The 15,555-nt window shown below is 65.6% G+C and carries 14 protein-coding genes, 1 tRNA gene and 1 pseudogene; 4 read left to right on the forward strand and 12 right to left on the reverse strand.

What is annotated here, in order from left to right; translation table 11 throughout:
* Positions 1–560: 560 nt before the first annotated feature.
* Together B1729_RS01150 and B1729_RS01155 are read left to right on the forward strand one after the other, a co-directional pair.
* Entirely contained in the window at positions 561–1,409 is an 849-nt protein-coding gene (locus B1729_RS01150; protein WP_163630262.1) for an SDR family oxidoreductase, read from the forward strand.
* Positions 1,410–1,440: 31 nt separating this feature from the next.
* Complete coding sequence (locus B1729_RS01155; protein WP_163620716.1) at positions 1,441–2,178, forward strand: SDR family NAD(P)-dependent oxidoreductase; 738 nt, start codon at positions 1,441–1,443, stop codon at positions 2,176–2,178.
* A 14-nt stretch (positions 2,179–2,192) separates the two neighbouring features.
* Here the strand turns inward: B1729_RS01155 and B1729_RS01160 are convergent, their stop codons facing one another.
* From B1729_RS01160 to B1729_RS01205, 10 genes and pseudogenes are all read right to left on the reverse strand, one after another.
* Positions 2,193–3,317 carry a Gfo/Idh/MocA family oxidoreductase gene (locus B1729_RS01160; RefSeq protein WP_163630264.1) on the reverse strand — a complete coding sequence of 375 codons (1,125 nt, stop codon included), beginning with the start codon at positions 3,315–3,317 and terminating at the stop codon, positions 2,193–2,195.
* 68 nt (positions 3,318–3,385) lie between these two features.
* A pseudogene (locus tag B1729_RS01165) lies at positions 3,386–3,592 on the reverse strand (sugar phosphate isomerase/epimerase); the annotation flags it as partial.
* Positions 3,593–3,615: 23 nt separating this feature from the next.
* Complete coding sequence (locus B1729_RS01170; protein ID WP_163620717.1) at positions 3,616–3,951, reverse strand: hypothetical protein; 336 nt, start codon at positions 3,949–3,951, stop codon at positions 3,616–3,618.
* Positions 3,951–4,724, reverse strand: a complete 774-nt coding sequence (gene tatC / locus B1729_RS01175) for a twin-arginine translocase subunit TatC (RefSeq protein WP_163620718.1) — start codon at positions 4,722–4,724, stop codon at positions 3,951–3,953. The genes B1729_RS01170 and tatC overlap by 1 nt, the downstream gene beginning before the upstream one ends.
* 48 nt (positions 4,725–4,772) lie before the next feature.
* On the reverse strand, positions 4,773–5,027 hold the full coding sequence (gene tatA / locus B1729_RS01180) for a twin-arginine translocase TatA/TatE family subunit (RefSeq protein WP_163620719.1): 255 nt from the start codon (positions 5,025–5,027) through the stop codon (positions 4,773–4,775).
* A 40-nt stretch (positions 5,028–5,067) separates the two neighbouring features.
* On the reverse strand, positions 5,068–5,982 hold the full coding sequence (locus tag B1729_RS01185) for a carbohydrate ABC transporter permease (protein ID WP_163630265.1): 915 nt from the start codon (positions 5,980–5,982) through the stop codon (positions 5,068–5,070).
* Complete coding sequence (locus B1729_RS01190; RefSeq protein WP_163630267.1) at positions 5,979–6,941, reverse strand: sugar ABC transporter permease; 963 nt, start codon at positions 6,939–6,941, stop codon at positions 5,979–5,981. Before B1729_RS01190 ends, B1729_RS01185 begins: the two co-directional genes overlap by 4 nt.
* A 27-nt stretch (positions 6,942–6,968) precedes the next feature.
* The gene (locus tag B1729_RS01195; protein WP_163620722.1) at positions 6,969–8,282 is read right to left on the reverse strand and encodes an extracellular solute-binding protein; all 1,314 of its coding nucleotides are present in this window, start codon (positions 8,280–8,282) and stop codon (positions 6,969–6,971) included.
* A gap of 109 nt (positions 8,283–8,391) precedes the next feature.
* Positions 8,392–9,072 (reverse strand): hypothetical protein, encoded by a 681-nt coding sequence (locus B1729_RS01200; protein ID WP_163620723.1) that lies wholly within the window; start codon positions 9,070–9,072, stop codon positions 8,392–8,394.
* A 116-nt stretch (positions 9,073–9,188) separates the two neighbouring features.
* The gene (locus B1729_RS01205; protein WP_239539301.1) at positions 9,189–10,262 is read right to left on the reverse strand and encodes a Gfo/Idh/MocA family oxidoreductase; all 1,074 of its coding nucleotides are present in this window, start codon (positions 10,260–10,262) and stop codon (positions 9,189–9,191) included.
* A 33-nt stretch (positions 10,263–10,295) separates the two neighbouring features.
* Here B1729_RS01205 and B1729_RS01210 point away from each other — a divergent pair, with 33 nt between their 5' ends.
* Positions 10,296–11,075: a TetR/AcrR family transcriptional regulator gene (locus B1729_RS01210; protein ID WP_163630269.1), complete on the forward strand. Its 780-nt coding sequence runs from the start codon at positions 10,296–10,298 to the stop codon at positions 11,073–11,075.
* A gap of 477 nt (positions 11,076–11,552) precedes the next feature.
* Positions 11,553–14,240, forward strand: coding sequence for a GH116 family glycosyl-hydrolase (locus B1729_RS01215; RefSeq protein WP_163630271.1), 2,688 nt, complete (start codon positions 11,553–11,555; stop codon positions 14,238–14,240).
* Positions 14,241–14,460: 220 nt separating this feature from the next.
* Here B1729_RS01215 and B1729_RS01220 read toward each other — a convergent pair.
* Both B1729_RS01220 and B1729_RS01225 read right to left on the reverse strand, forming a co-directional pair.
* Positions 14,461–14,551: transfer RNA gene (locus B1729_RS01220), tRNA-Ser, on the reverse strand.
* Positions 14,552–14,648: 97 nt separating this feature from the next.
* Positions 14,649–15,494: a class II glutamine amidotransferase gene (locus B1729_RS01225; protein ID WP_163630272.1), complete on the reverse strand. Its 846-nt coding sequence runs from the start codon at positions 15,492–15,494 to the stop codon at positions 14,649–14,651.
* Positions 15,495–15,555: the final 61 nt, after the last annotated feature.

The raw sequence follows: 15,555 nt of genomic DNA on the forward strand, positions 1-15,555 counted from the left end.
CCCGCCTGAAAAGGAGGTCGATCCGGCTCAAAATGGCGGTGACGGTGGGATTTGAACCCAAAGAGTCTCGATCCATCTCGATCCGCTTCAACCGAGAACCGCGGAATTCTGCGGCTTGCGACCGCCGAGAGTCTGCTGCCGTTCCCTCTGGGCCCGCACCAATCGTGATCGTCTGTGGGCACCATGTGGGCACGAGTTCCCGACCCGCGGGAACGCGTGTTGACGGATCGGACGACGTATTGTCTTGTCCGCTTAGCGTCTCACCACACCTCGTCTGAAGGCAACAACACCCGAGCGCATGAGTCTCGCCTCGGTCATCCAGAACGCAGGGGTTTGAACCCCGCTTGTCAGGTCACAGCGCGCGGCGCTCGGGCGCATCCGCATCGATTCGGCGCGGTTCGTGTTCACGTTGGTCAACATTGAGGGAGGCTCGGCGCTGTTCGGGAGGTACCACCGGAACGTGTACTGCCAGAGCATTCCTCCACATCCGGCGTCGGCGTAGTGTCCGTCACGGGTTCAGCCGGTGCGACCGTCGCGCAGGCATGACACGGAGGCACCGAATGAACGACAGCAAGGTTTGGCTCATCACCGGCGCGGGCCGCGGCATGGGCGTCAACATCGTGCGGGCGGCGCTGGCGGGCGGCCACCGCGTCGTTGGTTCGGCACGGGATGCCGCAACCGTCGAGGCGGCGGTGGGCAAGCACGCCGACCTGCTGGCCGTCTCGCTCGACATCACGGACACCGCTTCGATCGACGCGGCCGTGAACGCGGCGATCGATCGCGTCGGTCGCATCGATGTGCTCGTCAACAACGCCGGGAACTTCCAGGCCGGATACTTCGAGGAGATCAGCCCCGAGCGATTCCGAGCGCAGATGGAGACGAACTTCTTCGGACCCCTCAACGTCACCCGCGCGGTGCTGCCCGTCATGCGCCGGCAGCGATCCGGGCACATCGTCACCATCACGTCGACCGCGGGAGTCGTCACCGGAGGATTCGGCAGTGCGTACGGCGCTTCGAAGTTCGCGTTGGAGGGGTGGACCGAGTCGCTGCGGGAAGAGGTGGAGCAGTTCGGCATCCATGTCACCGTCGTCGAGCCCGGCTTCTTCCGCACCGAACTGCTCGTGGAGGGCTCATCCACCCTGTGGCCCGATCTGTTCATCGACGACTACGCCGACACGGCGAGCACGATCGAGGCATGGAAATCCATGAACGGGAAGCAGAGCGGAGATCCCGCGAAACTCGCCGCCAGCCTCGTCAAGATCCTCGACCTGGAAGAGCCCCCCGCGCGCTGGGTCGCCGGCGCCGACGCGGTACAAGCCGTGAAGCAGAAGGGCCAGACCCTCATCGACCAGGCCGAGGCCCACCTCGACCTCTCCACAGGCCTCGACCACACCGACGACGGCGCCTGAGCTCTGAGACCCGACGAATGAAGGAGAACGCATGCCACGCATCCTGATCACCGGATCCGCCGACGGACTCGGGCGTGCGGCCGCGGAATCACTCATCGAGAAGGGGCACGAGGTCATCGTGCACGCCCGTTCTGCAGCGCGCCTGGCGACGCTTGACGATCTCATGGCTAACGGTGCCACAGGTGTCGTCGGCGACCTCGCCGTCCTCGATGATGTGCAGGCCCTGGCGATGCAGGTGAACGGCGTCGGCCGGATCGATGCCGTGATCCACAACGCCGGCGTCCTCGAAGGACCGAGCATCCTGCCGGTCAACGTCGTCGCGCCGTACGTCCTCACCGCATTGATCGAGGGACCTGCGCGTGTCGTCTACTTGAGCAGCAGTATGCACCGCGGTGGCTCGGCCAGTATCGACAGCGCGGACTGGGGAGGGTCTCGGAAGACACTTTCGTACTCCGACAGCAAGCTGCTCGTCACCGTGCTGATGGCGGCCGGCGCCCGGCGTCGGCCGGCGACCATTTCGCACGCTGTCGACCCGGGGTGGGTGCCCACGAAGATGGGTGGCCGTTCTGCGACGGACGACCTCGCCCTCGGCCATGTCACGCAGGTCTGGCTCGTGACGACAGACGCGCCCGAGGTACTCGTCTCCGGTCGCTACTGGCACCATCAGCGCGCGCAAGCGCCGCACCCGGCCGTGCACGACAAGCGGGTCCAGGAGGAGCTGCTCGCCGCCCTGGCCGCACACACCGGAATCACGCTGGCTGCGTCGTGACCGGCAGCCGCGACTTAGAGCGTCTGAACGAAAGGCTCGAAGGCCTCGGGTAGCGCGGGCACGGGCGGGACGGAGCTGTTCACAGTCACGAACTCGCCGCACTCAACGGACTCTTCCGCTGAGAGCATGACGTCGAGGACGTGTCGTCCAAGCTCGCCGGAGGCGAGATGAGGTCGGTTGTCCGCGATGGCGCGGACCATCTCCAGCAGCCCGAGGCCGCGGCCGACGACGGCCCCTCTCTGCGGGATCTCGATCCACTGCTGCTCGAACTCTTCCCCGTCACGGAGTGTCGCGAGAGGCTTCACGTAGGCGGTGCGGCCGGCGAACCGGTTCGGATCGGGAACGACAATCGAGCCCTCGGTGCCGTGGATCTCCACGACACCGTGCCGCTCCAGCGCCGAGTCGAAGCTCAGCAGACTGTGCGCCTGTTGCCCGCCCTCGAATACCGTGAGCACCTGGAGGGTGGTGGGCACCTCGACCGGGAACCGGGTCCCGGCGTTCGGTCCGGTGCGGATCTGGCGTTCGGTGCGCGCCTTCATGCCCGCGGCCGCGACGCGGTCCACGGGGCCAAGCAGACTGACCAGCGCGGTGAAGTAGTAAGGGCCCATGTCGAGCAGCGGACCCGCACCGCGGGTGAACAGGAACTGCGGTCCGGGATGCCACAGGTCGGGACCCTGGGTTTGAAACGAGGTGTGGGCGAAGAGTGGTGCACCGATCACGCCGCCCTCGATGGCGCGCTTGGCGGTCTGCAGCCCAGGCCCGAGGAACGTGTCGGGAGCGGAACCAACCCGGAGACCCGCGGCATCCGCGCTCCGCAGCAATGCATCGACGCCGTCTCGTTCGAGGCCGATCGGCTTCTCCGTCCACACGTGCTTGCCTGCCGCGATCGCCGCCGCCGACACCTCGACGTGCGCGGCGGGAGTGGTCAGGTTCACGACGACCTGCACGTCAGAGTCGGCAAGGACATCGTCGACCCTCCCCCACCTTGGAACGCCGTGCTTTTCTGCCTGCGCGCGCGCCCGCCCGACGTTCAAGCCGCCGATGATCGCGACTTCAACGTCCGGGAAGGAGAGGAGGTTCTCCAGGTAGGTGTCGCTGATGACGCCGCTGCCGATCAGGCCGACGCCGACCGCGCTCATCGGACGAAACCGGCGTTGCGAAGGACCGCCAGGCTCGCGGCCACCTCGTCGAACACATCCCCGGGCGGGTCCGACAGCAGCGGCGCATGGCCTGTCGGGGACGCGGGACCGGCACCATCCAAGGCCGCCCGAATCTCCCTGGGGCGGCGCACGAAGTTGAACGCTTCCACGTTCTGCAGTCCGAGCGCGGCCAGCTTGTCGAGTGAGCCGCGCGGGTCACCGGAGAATTCGGGGGCCAGCGAGCAGGGCTGGACGGAGGCAAGCGGCAAGGCCATCGATGCTTCTTTCATCTGTCGTGTCAGGAGACTGGAGACTTCGGGTCGGACGCTGGTCGATGCCGCACCGGATCGTCGGGCGGGGCGAGCGCGGGGGGCACGGTGGGCGGAGCCAGTATCGCGTCAGCGATGATCCGCCTGGGGTCGTACTGGCGTGGGTCCAGGGCCTTCCACGGAATGTCGTCGAATTCTTCGCCGATCTCGTCGCGCGCACGCTGCTTCGCAGCCTCTGTGAAGGCCCGGAGTTGGCGGACCGCGCCCCCCAGCCATGCCGCAGCTGCGGTCATTCGGGAAGGCCCCAAGAGGAACGCCGCCAGAATGGCGAGCAGGAAGAACTTCGTCGGGTCCAGTCCGAGCATCAGGGGACCATTCCGGTGAGCGTCAACGCGGGCGGCTGCTGGAGCACAGCGATGGCCCTTGCGCGCCGCTTGTCGTTCGCCCACGCGAAGCCCGCGGCGGCAAAGTAGAGGAGCACCATCGGGAGGGCCAAGAGGAACATCGACAGCACGTCTGCGGCAGGGGTCGCGAGCGCCGTGAAGACGGTGATTGCGAGGATCACGTAACGCCAGGAGCCGATGATGGCGGAGGCGCTCATCACGCCGACGACGTTGAGCAGGACCAGCAACAGAGGCAGCACGAAGGCGATACCGACGATGAGCATGAGGCGCAGGATGAAGTCCACGTAGCTCCGCGCGTTCAGGATCGAACTGGAGTTGCTGGGTGCGAAGCCGACGAGCAGGGCGATCATGTGCGGCAGCACCAGCCAACCTGCGGCGCATCCTGCCGCGAAGAGCGGCACTGCAGCGCCGACGAAACCGAGCGCGTATCCCTTCTCTCGGCGCGTCAGCGCCGGCACGATGAAGGCCCACAGTTGGTAGAGCCACACCGGTGAAGACAGGACGACACCCACTGTGAAGGCCAGCTGCAGCCGGAGGTCGAAGGCTGCCGTGATCTCACCGAAGTTCAGTAACGCCATCCGCCCCTGCTCGTCTTCGATGGCGGCGATGAACATCTGCACTGTGTCGAGTAGCCAACCGGAGAGAGCAAACCCGACCACCGTTCCGACCACAAGTGCCAGCGCGGCGATGGTGAGCCGCTTCGCCAGCTCGTGAAGGTGGCCGCCGAGGCTCATGGAACCCTGTGGGTCTCGACCGGCTCGCGCCTGCCGTGACATGAGGACTCACACTCCGGAGTGGGAACCGTGCGGTGCCACGGTGGTGTCCGCGCTGTCCACGCCACTCGGCGTCGCTGTTCCCACATCACTTCCGGTCGGGGCGCTGGCGGTCTCGTCCTTGAGGTTCTTGGTCTCCGAGCGGAAGATCCGGACGGACTGCCCGACACTGCGCGAGAGGGCGGGCAGGCGGGTGGCGCCGAACAGCAGAAGGACGACGGCGAGGATGATGAGCAGGTGCCAGCCAGACATGTTGGCGAACATGGATAACTCCTTCGTTATGGGTGGTTGAGGGTGCGGAGAGTCAGCGACCGGCGAGCGAGCCGCCGATGCCCCCGACGCTGAAGTAACGGTTGAGGACGGCGAACACGATCACGGGAGGGAGCAGCATGACCACGGCAACCGCCATGACGGCCCCCCAATCCGTGACGTTCTGCTGGAAGAACGACTGCAGACCGACAGGCATGGTGTAACTGGTCTCGGTCCGCAGGAACACCACTGCGACGAGGTAGTCGTTCCAGGACAGCAGGAATGTGAAGATCGCGGTGGAGAGGACTCCGGGCAGGCTGTTGCGCAGCACGATTCGCGTGAAGCTTCCGAACACCGACGCCCCGTCGATCCATGCGGCTTCCTCAAGCGACACCGGGATGCTGTCCATATAGGCGGCCATCATCCAGGTCGCAACGGACATGCTGGCGCCGACGTACACGATGGTCAGGCCGGTCAGGGTGTCGACGAGACCGAGGTTCGCGAAAAGGATGAACAACGGAATGACGGCTGTGATCACCGGCAAGGACTGGACGACGAACAGCAGCAGCGCGTAGCCGGAGACCAGCCTGTTGCGACCGCGCGATAGTACGTATCCCGCTGGAGCGGCGACGAGCACCGACACGACGACTGTCGCGAGGGCGACCAGCAGGCTGTTCTGCAGCCATGTCGGTGTGAGGGTCTGGGTGAGCACGTAGATGATGTTGTCCAGCGTGAGCCCGGACTTGCCGCTGGCTGCGCTGGGCGTGAGCGCGAGCAGCACCACAGCGACCACGGGCACGAGCATGACAGCCGTCAGGACGGAGATGAGGGAGAACCGTCCCCATTGCCCGCGCTTTTCCTGCTCGCTCACGGGCGGTTTAGCCCGCTTGCGCTCGGGACGGGTCGTGATCGCGCGTGTCTCGGACTGAGGCTTCTCACCCTCGAGGTGGGTGCGCAGGACGGTGCTCATTCGACGCTCGACTTTCGGATCTGGCGGTACAGCACGACGGAAACCACGACAAGAGCCAGGGTCATCAGGAAGGCGATCGCTACGCCTGTGCCGAGCTGGAAGTCCTGGAACACGGTCCGGTAGGCGAGGACGGTCAGCGAGGTGGTGGCATCCACCGGGCCGCCTCCGGTGAGGAGATAGATGGTCGGGAAGTCGTTCACGCAGAAGATCGTCATGAGGATCCAACCGATGTAGGTGGATCGGGCGATCAAGGGGAGGGTGATCATTCGGAACTGTTGCCACTTGCTGGCACCGTCCATCTGGGACGCCTCGTAGACGGTGGGATCGACCGCGGCCAGCGCAGCCCCGCTCATCATCATCATGAAGGGGAAGCTGATCCACACCTTGAAGATGCAGACCGTGATCGCGGCGAGTGTGGGGTCGGCGAGGAACAGCACGTTGTCGATGCCGAACAGTGCCAGCAGGCTCGGGACCGGACTCTGTGGCGTGGCGACAAGCCAGTTCCAGGCTGTCGCCGACACCACGACCGGAACCACCCAGGGGAGCAACAGCAGCACCTTGAACAGCCCATTCGCGGGAATGCGTGTGCGCAGCAGCAGCGCGAACGCGAGACCCAGCAACCACGACCCGAAGACCCCGACGATCGTGAAGATGAGCGTGAACCGCGTTGCCTTCCAGAACGACTCCGAGGTGAGGACCGTGACGTAGTTCTCGAGGCCGACGTACTCGCCCTGAGCGATCAGCGACCCATCGTGGACGGACTGGGACGCGGCGACGACGAGCGGGTACGCGTTGATCAATACCAGGAGGAGGACGGACGGGACGATCAGCGCGGAATAGGTCCGTCGGGTCTGCGCGACGATCGGGTTGCGACCGCGTGCTGGTCGACCCGAACCGCCGACACCGACCCCTGATCTCGCCCGTTGCAGGCGTGTCGGGGCGTTCTGTGAAGTGGTCATGCTGTTGCTCCCTGAGTGGTGTTGCGACTACGACGTCGCAGTCTCCAGCTCGGTCTGCAGCGTCTCCAGCGCGGTCCGCGAATCGGTCTGGCCGCCCAGGATCGCCTGCGTGAACTGCTGAAGCCCCTGTCCGCCATCGACTGCCGCCAGATCGGCGAAGAGCGCTTCCGCCTGCCAGGACAGCGGCTTGCTGACCGGCTGCCACTCGTCGACGATCTTGACCCACTCGGTGTCCGACTGGAACGCCTCCGAGTTCACGATCGACTTCATCACCGGCAGCGACTCGATCAGCTTGTTGTCCCAGAGCACCTTCATGTCGTCGAGGTAGGCAGTCAGGAACGCCTCGGAGCCCTCCTGGCTGGGGGTGTTGGTGTACATCATCAGGTTGTTCACGTACCCGAGCGTCCCGGTGTCGCCGCTGTACGCCGTCAACGGTGACGCCACGACGACGTCGTCATCGTCGAGCACGTGCTGCAGGCCGGCGGTGTGCCAACCCATGCCGACGCTCTTGTTCGTCCACTGCTCGAAGACGTTGTCGGCGGTGTAGCTCGCGGCGCCCGGGTCGACGGCCCCCAACGCGATCAGCTCCCGCACAAAGTCCATCGCTGCGATGTTCGCGTCCGTGACGGCATCGGGGTTCTGGTCCTTGTCGAACAGGCCACCACCGTTGTTCACCATCAGCGAGAGCAGGACCTGAGAGCCGACACTGTTGCCCGCGCCGGCGCCGATGCCGAATCCGTAGACCCCGTTCTTCGCCAGCGCCCGGGAAGCCTCGATGTAAGACGCCCAGTCGGTCGGCGCCTCCACGCCCGCCTTCTCGAGGAGCGACTTCCGGTACCAGAGCACTCGAAGGTCCGCTTGCCACGGGACGGCGGCGTAGCCTTCCGGCGTCTTCATCGTCTCGACCGTGCCGGGGAGGAAGTCCTCCAGCTTGCCGCTCTTGCGCAGCGATTCAATCAGATCGTCGGCGTAAGCGATCGCACCCTGCTCGGCGAATTGGAACGCCTGGAAGCCGGCGCCGCTGCTGACCGCCGGGCCCGTCTTCGAGGCGATCGCCGAAGAGAAGGTCTGGTAGAAGTTGTTCCACTGGATCTGCTGGTAGCTCGCGGAGGGAAGTCCGCTTGGGGGCGTATAGCCGGTGACGATGGCCTTGGCCTCGTCGGCATAAGACTGCGGGCCCCATGGCATGTCCCAGAACTTCAGGGTGCCGCTGCCGCCGCCGGTAGCGCCGCCGCCCCCGCCTCCGGGAGCGCATGCCGCGAGCAGCGGAACGGCAGCCGCAGCGGCAGCGATTCCGAGGAACCCGCGACGGGAGAACGTTGCTGGTGTTGAGGTGTTCATCATTGGACTCCTACCCGACCTCGCGGTCGGCTCTCTGTGGTGTGTTGGGTGTGGGCTGTGGTGACGAGTGGAACGGGTTCGCTGTTTGGGTGGATTCGGGTGCGGCTCGCTACGCGAGTGACGCTCGACTGAGGAGCAGTTGACTGGCCTCGTCGAACTCGCCCAGGTCGTCGGGACGGTCGCCGCTTTCGACGGCGGTGATCACTCGGCGCCAGGAGGCACGGTGGGCCGATTCCCACCGCGAGGGCAGCGTGGTCGACCCGTCGGTGTGCACGATCGTGACGAGCCCGGGTGCGGCCGTTTCGGGATCCGGCACGCACAGGTGGACTCCGCCGAATCGAGCGACGACTCGGACATGAACGGGACCGTCGATCGCGGGGCCAACGGCGATGGTGATGGTCAGCGGTGCACTATTCCTCACCGTCCCACCCACGAGCACCGTCCGCGATTGGCGGTGCAGGACTCGGAGATCTTCCACAGCACCCATCACGTGGTGCGCGATCTGGACGGATTCGTGAATGGCCTGCTCGATGTCCTCGGTCGCCGGTACGTTCACCGCGATCTCGGCAAAGGAGACGGGGCCTTCGAGGTTGCTGACCGCGTCCCGCGCCTCGGTCAGAGTGGGGTTCGATCGCCAGCGTTGGTCGAGGATCACGAAGGCGTTCCGTTCGGCAGCGGTGCTGCGGAGACCATCGATCTGCTCTGCTTCGGGTGCGACGACAACGACCCCGGACGCTCCCTCAAGCAGCGCGTGGCTTGCTCGTTCGGTCCAGCCGGCGGTGCCGTTCACTGTGCGAATGTCGGCGCGGTCCTCGACGAGCTCGAGTGTCGCGGGCAGGGATGCCGTCACCCAGGTGAGAGCACCGCTGGCGCGCGTCTCGCTATCGGCGGCGATTCTGATGACGTTCATGCGACCGACTTCCCGTTGGTGCGGATCCGGCTGGATGATTGGTCGGCGAGCGCGATCGCGAACCGGAGGTCGTCGATGAGGTCGACAGTCGGAAGCGGTGCGTCCTGGCCTCGTGCGATCCGAGCAAGGGCGACCCACTCTGCCTCGTACCCGCTAAGGGCAAAGGGACCGAACGTTCGGCTTCCGGTGGTGGAGTGAAGCGTGGCGACCGCCGAACCTCCTTGCACGTACGACGGCGTGAACGTGACGTGCAGGGACAGGTCGTCGCCGATGACCTCCAATGTCCACTCCGGCGCCCACGTATTCGTGGTGACCGCCTGCAGGTGGACGACCTTGCCGGACGCGGTTCCCGAGACGACGTAACCCCAGGGCGATGCGAGTTCGGCGCGCAGCACCTCAAGGTCCGCAAACGAAGGAAGGAACTGACGGATCAGGGGTAGGTCGTGGATTGCCAGCCCCATGATGCCGCCGGTGACAGCCCGGACGACCGCCTCTACGCCGGTGTCGTCAGAGGGCGGAGAAGAAGGACGCGAGACGATGTCGGTGGCGAGATCCTCGAACTGTGCATTGGGCGGAATCACCACCGAGGAACGAATGGTGTGCGACGTTTCGATCAGCGCGCCCCATTCCGCCTGCGCGGCCAGCCAAGCCGGATCGAACACGTGCATCGCCCCCACGATGATCGGCACGCCGGTCTCCTCGGAGACTTCCGCGATCTCACTCGCCTCCGCCGCCGTCATCGCGAAGGGCTTTTCACAAAGGATTGCTTTGACGCCCGCACGGCACGCCGCGATGACCTGCCCGGCGTGAAACTGTGACGGGCTGCAGATGACGACCACATCGACAGCCGGGTCGCTGAAGACGTCTTCGGCTCGCGTGGTAAACGCCGCCCCGGCTCTCCGCGCCACGGTCTCCGCGGTGGCGGCATCAACGTCCATGACCACACCCACTTCGAAGTCGTCGCTCAGTCGTGCAAGCGTCGGGAGGTGGATGGCCTGAGTCACCGGCCCCGCCCCGAGAACCCCAACGCGCAACCGGGCGGCCGTATCGCGGTCACCGGACATCGACATGCCGTCTCCCCTTCGAGTGTCAAACATGACCGAGTGATCATCTTTCAGCAGACTATAACCGAACGATCAAGTTTCGCGCAAGTGGCGCGTAGTGTGGTGTGTGGAGGTTCGATGAGCGCGGAGACACAGGGCGGGCGCGGTGCGCGCGGCCCTTATCGCAACGGCGTCAAGCGTCGTCGCCAGATAGTGGCGGCTGCCGCCATTGCATTCGGGCAATACGGCTACCACGGCGCTTCCCTGCGGCAGATCGCCGACCAGGTCGGGACGACGAACGCAACACTGATTGCGTACTTCGGCAATAAGGAGGGGCTCCTCGTCGCGGTGCTCGAGCACTGGCGCGAAGAGACCGCCCCCGAGACCGATGTCTTCCACGGTCTGGACTACTTCCGTTCGTTCGCGTTCTTGATGAGGTACCACGCCAAGCGGCGTGGGCTCATCGAGCTCTTTCTGACCATGTCAATTGAGGCCGCACAGGACGATCACCCCGCTCGCCCGTTCATCCTCGAGCGGCAACACGCCGGCATCACGGTCATGGTCGAGAATCTCCGCTTCGCCGTGGAGCAGCAGCAGATCGAGTTCATGAGTCCGGAAACCATGGAGACGGAAGCTCGCTTGATGGTCGCGACACTCGACGGCCTCGAGATCCAGTGGGTCCAGACGGATGATCTCGACCTCGAGGCCATGGTCCGGCGACACGTCGACTCCGCCATCACACGGTGGACCGGACGCCCGTTCGAGGACGTCCGCCGAGAAACCGACGAATGGCTTGCGACGCACCACAAGGAGTCCTTCCTCGACCTCGCGGCCCGCTGAACCTCGCCACCGCGCACACACTGCTCGAACGCAGACCCACGTGATCGGGGCGTTGAGGGCAAGCGTCAAGCCCTTATGCGCTGACGTCTACGTGGCGGTATTGATCTGAGCGGCGGGCGTCACCGCCGGATCGACGCAAATCAACCCACGTTCGACGAGTTGCGGAGCAATTCCGAGCGCGGCGGGCCCGCGAGGTTATCCGCGCAGCAGCTGGCGGCACCTCCTTTACAAGGCCACGCAGGGCCGGCCAGTCTCCTCGTGGACGAGTGGGCACCCCTCGCTTGCGACCTGCGCCGCTGCGTCCAGGGCGAGTGAACACCGAGCCGAAGCATCGTGCTCACACAGCCGAGTCCTTGGGTTGTTCTCTTGCCAAATCACAACCACCTAGTTATGGTTGGCGAAATCGAAGCGAGCGGTTGCTTTTCGGATGGAAGCGCACGCAGCGACGCAGGTGTTCAGATCAATGAGGAGATGTACATGTCCGCTGTTGAACAGCAGGAGAAAAGCCCAACCTTGCTTAGACGCCACAGCCTGAACAGGCGCCTTGCCGCCGTTGCTGTCGCAGCCGCCGTGGCCGCCACGGTCATCACACCAGGCCTAGCGTCGCCGCCCTCAGCGCGCGCCGGGCAACAGGCGGGGCAATCGGCCCTCGGTGACGCCGCATACCAGCGACCCCTGGGCGTCATTGGAAGCACGCCATGTAGCGCTCATGACTGGCAACTCTGCGCAGGCGATACCTCCGCACCGGACACGGTTCCGTACGCGCTCGGCAACCCCATGGCTCAGCCCGGCCTCGGGATTCCGCTCGGCGGACTCGGAGCAGGCTCGTTCATGATCAACCAGGCCGGGACCTTCGGTCCGTGGAACATGGGTGGATCTACGAACTCGAACTACGAGAAGCGCATTCTGCCTCAGGCCGCCATCCACATCCGGGAACAGCAGCCGGGCCGAACGGCCACCACCAAGACGCTCGCCGTCAACAGCTCCGAGTTCGGATCCGTCCTGCCTGCTTGGTCGACCCTCGACGCCGGGAGCGGGACATACAGCGCGCTCTATCCCTTCGGCCGCATCGACTACGCGGACCCAGTGCCCTCGACATCCGTGTCCACATCGTTCTGGACACCTATCGTGGCCGGTGACGACGAGTCCTCCTCGCAGCCTGTGGCCTACTTCGAGGTGGAGCTCACGAACGAAACGAGTAAGACGACGAAGGTGTCGACGATGTTCACCTTCCCCAACGCTCCAGCGCACGTCGCCAGCACAGTGCAGAACACCCCCAGCCCCGTGGCGAGCGTCCGCACGGGCTACACCAGCCACGAGACCGTGGATCACCGCAACAAGATCACCGGGATCACGCTGGGGGCATCCAGCCCCAGCAACACCGCAGACTCGCAGAACAGCGAGTGGACCACTGCTGTGCAAGATGAACCCGGCCAGCGAGTCACGTACGCAACGTCCTGGAACGCCGACGGCGACGGCTCCGACATCTACGCTCCCTTCAGCGCGACCGGGCGCCTCCCCAACGGCGCCCTCGACGGCAGCAACTCCGCCAGCGCACTCGCGGTTGACATGAACCTGAAGCCCCATCAAACGGAAACCGTTCGCTTCGTCCTGGCCTGGGACTTCCCACAGATCACTTTCGGCACCGCGGGCGACACCTCCTGGATGCGGCGCTACACCTCCTTCTACGGAGGCAGCCAAGACGCACAGAACAACTACATCGCCGGCAGCTATCCCGGCAACCAGGGCTTCGCCATCGCGGCGCGGAATCTCGCACGCGTGGACGAGGCAGCGGAAGCGGTCGCGCGCTGGTGGAAGCCGGTGGCATTCGATGACACGGTATCGCCCGCCATCCGGATGGCGGCGTTGAACGAGCTTGGTCAGCTCTCGTTCAACGGCTCCTTCTGGGAGTCGGGCCTGGTCTCCTCTCCCTACAAGACGGATGTGCGACCGGGCTCGGCAGTCCCGGGAACCCACCTCTTCCACACCGTCACGGGTGGCGGCTGGGCTGACGCCGGGGAGACCGACGTCCAGGGGCAGATGGCGATCGCCCTGCGTGAACTGTTCCCCTCCACCGAAGCCGCATGGGTCCGCGCGACCTCCGAGATGATCGCTCAAGACCCGAACGGCCGAGTACCCGGCAGCCCCGGCTTCAACCCCCCGGTAGGCAACTACATCTGGTGGCAGCTGGAGGCACCGTGGCTGCTCTGGGAGAAATCGACCAGCCCGGCCGCACCCGAAGCCACGTTCTTCGACCGTCCAGTCAAGTACCTGATCCGCGCATACGGCGCGTACAGCAGCACCGGCGACGATGCGCTATTGCGCGACATTTACCCGGCGATGCTCCGCCTCTGGACCCACGACGTTGTCCCGCGGATACCGCAGGGCGACACGCTTCCCACGGAGGCGGCCGTCTTCGCCAGCACCTACGACGTGATGGGACAGTCCGGTGGGGTGCACGGGGTCTACACCTCCGGGCTATACATCCTGGCCGCAGAGATCATGGCGGCTGCTACTGAGGACGCGCAACAGCTCGGAATCGCCGAGGCGTCGTTGGTAGACGTCGACACCCTCAAGCAGACGGCGGCCACTGCCCGAGCTGCATACGAGAAGGCGTTCTGGACAGGCAGCTATTACACGTTCACCGATGCCGGCGAGAGGTCCACCGACGTCTTCGTCGATGTGCTGTGGCCGCAGCACGTGGCCGAGCAGCTCGGGCTGGCCGACGTAAATCCGCCCGAGCGCGTCGCGGAACACCTGACGAACACCTTCGACCAGCTCACGCAACTGAAAGATTCGACAGGGCACATGCTCGGAGCGCCGAATCTGGTCCCGAACGGGGGCAAGCCTTACCCGGTGCTGCCTAACAGGCCGAGGGAGCTCGGTTTCCAGGCCGCGGAGGTGTGGACGGGGACGAACTTCGAGTTCGCGGGAACCCTCATCCAGGAAGGCCGACGGCTCGGCCGCCCCGACTTGGTCGCCAATGGCAACGAGCTCGCGGAGGGTGTGGTGCACCAGATATACAGCCCCGCCGCACCCGCGGGTGGCGCCTTTGCCTTCAACACCCCCGAGGGATGGAACGGCTACGATCCCACCACCTACCGAGCGGCCTACTACGCGCGAGCCATAGCCGCGTGGGACTTGTACGCATCGGCGCGTCAGTGACAGCGCAGCGCTAGCGCGGGCACCACAGCCTGAGGACGCAGGGTCGGATTATGACCCTGCGTCCTCCGCGAGTTCCGGCCATCGACGAACGCAGCGTGGCCGACGCTTCGGCGAAGCAGCACCGAAAGAGCGGTCCAGCCGAGAGGTCGCGTCGCCTCCGCAGATGTGGGCAAATTGTGGTCAGCGCAAGAAGAAAACCCCTGATGATCAGGGGTTTTCGTGGCGGTGACGGTGGGATTTGAACCCACGGTAGGGGGTTACCCTACACAACTTTTCGAGAGTTGCACCTTCGGCCGCTCGGACACGTCACCGCCGACAAGCTTACGACACGCGGGCGGATGCCGCGAATCGGCGCCCGACCTCGGCTGCGGCGGCGGCGAACCCGGCACGGCGGCGTCTACCCCGGCCTCACGCGTCGAGGAAGGCCTCGTGGTGGTAGCCCTCCGGGTCGAGCACCGCGACGGTCGACTCGGGCACCTCGAGGAAGACGCCCGGGAGGTCGTTGAGCGGCTCCGACACGACCACCTGCGCATGGTCGCCGAAGAGCGAGAGCCGGTCGGCATCCGGGTACATGCCGCGGATGGTGGGAACGTCGGCCGAGTGGAAAAGCGAGCGGGAGCGTCCCTGCGACGAGTAGCGGAACGCCCACAGCGTCTCACCGTCCGACACCGCGAGCGTGCCCTGCATGGGGAACTGCACGCCGGCGGCGTGGCCGGGCTCCTCCACGCGGCGGATGGCGGCTCCGACCGCGCCGATCGGGTCATCGGCGAGACCGAAGGTCAACGCGAGATGGAAGAGCACCTCGCTGTCCGTGGTGCCCTGCATGAGCGGGTACAGCGACGGGTCCACGGCGAGCGCGAGATCCCGTTTGATCAGGCCGAACTGCGAGATCCCGCCGTTGTGCATGAACAGCCAGTTGTCGTGACGGAACGGATGGCAGTTCGTCTGCTGGATCGGCGGGCCGGCAGCCGCACGCACGTGCGCGAAGAATAGCGGGCTCACGACGGCCCGGCTGATCTCGCGCAGGTTCTGGTCGTTCCACGCCGGCTCGATGCTGCGGAAGACGGACGGATGCCGCGGGCCCGAGACATCCGTGTTCTCGACGGGATACCAGCCGAAGCCGAAGCCGTCGCCGTTCACCGTCTGGGCACCCAGCGGCGAGTTCTGCGCCATGGCTACAACCGAGTGCTGGGCGTCGAGGATAAGGGCGGCCGGTTGCAGCGGCTCCCCGGTGTACGCCAGCCAGCGGCACATGGCAGCTCCCGTGGGTCATCTGTACTTCGCCGCAGCGCGACGCTGCCGCCATCGTAGGGCG

Origin of the sequence: Microbacterium sp. B35-04, from assembly GCF_010634885.1 — a bacterium.
Lineage (GTDB): Bacteria > Actinomycetota > Actinomycetes > Actinomycetales > Microbacteriaceae > Microbacterium.